Genomic DNA, 2,886 nt, shown 5'->3' on the forward strand with positions numbered 1-2,886 from the left:
TGGAATACACCATCGCCGGGTTTATTCCCGTCATTCTTGCTGCAGTCGCGGGTGCAACTATGACTCGCCTCGCCTTTGGGCCGGAGATCGCTTTTATTAACGCGCAATCAGTAATGGGCGACTTGCGCGAACTGCCGTTGATGGGATTGGTCGGCCTAGTAGTTGCTGCATTTGCTGCTGCTTACATTCGCCTGCACGGCGCGAGCTGCCGTTGGGCGCTAAACCGCCCTATCGCCTTGCGCCTTGCCTTGGCGGGATTATTCACCGGTATTTGCGCCCTGTGGATTCCGCAGATTATGGGTGTGGGTTACGACACAATAAGTAGCGCCTTGGCGGGCGATATAGGTTTTGCGTTGTTGTTAGCGATTGCAGTGACCAAACTCTTTGCCACATCGATTAGCCTCGGCGTCGGTATGCCCGGCGGCGTGGTGGGACCGCTGCTGTTTATCGGGGCCTGCGTTGGCGGCGCAGTCGGTAGTGCCGCGCAAATACTTATGCCCGGCTCAGCAAGCGCTATCGGCCTCTATGTGATTTTGGGAATGGGCGCGATGATGGGCGCAACACTCAACGCACCACTTGCGGCAATGATGGCAATCCTCGAGCTCACCTATAACCCCAATATTATTTTCCCAAGCATGTTAGTGGTGATTGCCGCCTGCCTCACAACCCGCTGGGTATTTCGCTGCGATGGGCTATTCCAACATGTACTGCGTATCCAGGGAAAATTCCGTACCTCTGAAATGATGGAACAGCTGCTCAGCCGCACTGGCGTGCGCGGATTAATGGATCGGCATTTGGTGGTAACGCAAAATCAGATCAGTATTGCCGGGGCACAGCAAATACTCGCCCATCACCCGCACTGGATTTTGTTGCGCGACTCTAATCAACTGCTGCAACCCGCCGACCTGCACAATTATCTGCAGCAAGCAGAGGTCGCAACGGATGCCATTATCAACCTGCAGGAAATTCCCGCGCGCCGCTATGACCTCGCGCGTATCGCTGCCGATGCAAATTTATTTGAAGCGCTCGATTTGATGAATCGCCAGAAAATCGATGCACTCTGGGTGGAATCACTTAGCGATTCCCACCAGCCACTGGGTATAATCAGCCGCGCAAAAATCGATGACTATTACCGTATTTAACGTTTGAGATGCTCCTATGCTCTGGATAAAAGCCTTCCATATTATTTCTGTTGTCAGCTGGATGGCCGCGCTCTTTTATTTGCCGCGTCTGTTTGTGTACCACAGCATGAGCGAAGACGAGATCAGCCGCGAACGCTTTAAAATTATGGAGCGAAAATTACTGCGCGGTATTGCCAACCCTGCGATGATTGCGACCTATACCTTTGGTATCTGGATGAGCTGGCTCGGTTGGGAGTATTACTCCACACAAATCTGGTACTGGTGCAAAATCGCACTGGTAGTGCTGTTGACCGGATATCACCACGCCTGCATCGCCTATTTCAAACAACTGCGCGATGACCGCTGCACCAAGAGCCATAAGTTTTTTCGCGTGTTTAACGAATTACCGGTGTTTCTATTAATCGGTATTGTTATTTTGGTGGTGGTAAAACCTTTTTAAAATGAACAATAACCTCTACGCAATTACCGACTCACAATTGCTACCTGGCGATACATTATTTGCCGGCGTTTCAGCTGCGCTCAAAGGCGGTTGCAAGCTGGTGCAGTACCGCGATAAATCAGCAGATCATGCACGCCGTTTATTTGAAGCCAAACGTTTACTCGATCTCTGCAATCAGCATCAGGCGCAGTTATTAATCAATGATGATGTGAGTCTCGCGCAAGAAGTCGGCGCACACGGCGTACATTTGGGCCAAGGTGATACCAATCCTGTTGCTGCACGGATTATTCTCGGCAGCCGCGCAATTATCGGCGTCACCTGTCATGACTCACTGGCGCTTGCGCAGCAGGCTATAAAAGACTGTGCCAATTACATTGCATTTGGGCGTTTTTTTTCCTCGAATACAAAACCTGATGCACGCCCTGCGCCGATTTCATTAATCAGCGATGCACGCAAAGCATTTAGCGATACACCTATCGTTGTTATCGGAGGAATTACTCTGGATAACGGCAAGCAATTATTAGATGCGGGCGCCGATATGCTCGCTGTCTGCCACAGCTTATTTTCAGCAGAAGACATTACTGCCCAAGCCAAAAAATTCATTGAATTATCTTTTACCGATCAGGATTAACTATGAGCCGCTCAGAAGAATTATTTTTACAAGCCCAAAAAACCATTCCCGGCGGAGTCAATTCGCCCGTACGAGCCTTTAAGGCCGTCGGTGGCACACCGATATTTTTTGAGCGTGCGCTGGGTGCTTATGTGTGGGATGCGGACGGTAAACAATATATCGATTACGTTCAAAGCTGGGGACCAATGGTACTCGGCCATGCCCATCCTGAAGTAATTAACACCGTCATCGAAACCGCAAAATTTGGTTTGAGTTTTGGTGCACCCACTGAACGAGAAACCACGCTCGCAGAAAAACTCTGCAACCTGATTCCCAATATGGATATGGTGCGTTTTGTCAGTTCTGGTACTGAAGCGACCATGAGTGCAATCCGTTTAGCCCGCGCGTTCACCAAGCGCGATAAAATTATTAAATTCGAAGGCTGCTATCACGGCCATTCAGATTCACTGCTCATTAAAGCCGGTTCCGGTGCACTGACACTCGGCGTACCCAGCTCACCGGGTGTACCTGCAGTATTGGCCGATCACACACTCACGCTCGATTACAACAACGCCGAACAAGTGCGTGAATGTTTTGCCAAACTGGGCGACCAAATCGCCTGCATTATTGTTGAGCCTGTAGTAGGCAATATGAACTGTGTTCCACCCGTATCAGGATTTTTGGAATGCTTGCGC

The 2,886-nt window shown here is 50.2% G+C and carries 4 protein-coding genes; all 4 read left to right on the forward strand.

Annotated elements, in window-relative coordinates; translation table 11 throughout:
* Positions 1–1,142: chloride channel protein (locus ACWA6V_RS20170; protein WP_449524173.1), on the forward strand; the 1,142-nt coding region annotated here is incomplete at its 5' end.
* A 16-nt stretch (positions 1,143–1,158) separates the two neighbouring features.
* A complete protein-coding gene (gene hemJ, locus ACWA6V_RS20175) occupies positions 1,159–1,581 on the forward strand; it encodes a protoporphyrinogen oxidase HemJ (protein WP_331351670.1) in 423 nt (140 codons plus the stop codon).
* Position 1,582: 1 nt separating this feature from the next.
* Positions 1,583–2,212, forward strand: coding sequence for a thiamine phosphate synthase (gene thiE / locus ACWA6V_RS20180; protein WP_449524174.1), 630 nt, complete (start codon positions 1,583–1,585; stop codon positions 2,210–2,212).
* Positions 2,213–2,214: 2 nt separating this feature from the next.
* The coding region (locus ACWA6V_RS20185) for an aminotransferase class III-fold pyridoxal phosphate-dependent enzyme (protein WP_449524175.1) at positions 2,215–2,886 on the forward strand (672 nt) is incomplete at its 3' end.

Source organism: Cellvibrio sp. (genome assembly GCF_053579595.1).

Coding starts and splice junctions, on each gene's coding strand:
- hemJ (WP_331351670.1), top strand. CDS start 1,159: ATGCTCTGGATAAAAGCCTTCCATATTATTTCTGTTGTCAGCTGGATG.
- thiE (WP_449524174.1), top strand. CDS start 1,583: ATGAACAATAACCTCTACGCAATTACCGACTCACAATTGCTACCTGGC.